This window comes from Olsenella uli (genome assembly GCF_016899935.1).
In the GTDB taxonomy this organism is placed as follows: Bacteria; Actinomycetota; Coriobacteriia; order Coriobacteriales; family Atopobiaceae; genus Thermophilibacter; species Thermophilibacter uli_B.
Genome location: NZ_JACJJK010000069.1, coordinates 1 through 257 on the forward strand (window position 1 = coordinate 1; position 257 = coordinate 257).

1 protein-coding gene is annotated in these 257 nt (G+C 58.4%); it reads right to left on the minus strand.

The window, feature by feature from the left end:
- A partial coding sequence (locus H6A07_RS09875; protein ID WP_204814745.1) for a hypothetical protein occupies positions 1–257 on the minus strand: 257 nt, incomplete at both ends.

The following is a 257-nucleotide window of genomic DNA, read 5'->3' on the forward strand; positions in this document are numbered from 1 at the left end:
GAGTAGAGCCACTTTTCCAGTTCGCCCGAATGTAGCTGGTGCATGTACCGTCCGTCAAAGGCTGCAGCAAACGCTTTCAGTCGCCAGCGGATATCGGACGAGGTACGAGCCTTAACTCGCGGCAATTGCCAATCCTGGAACGCGCTGATGGCATCTGATACGAGCGTCGGTGTGATCGATCCCGCGCCGGTCTTCCGCCAATGTGCAATCACTTCGGGCAACGTGTCGAGCGTCCCGAGTTGCTGGCGAGCGAACAG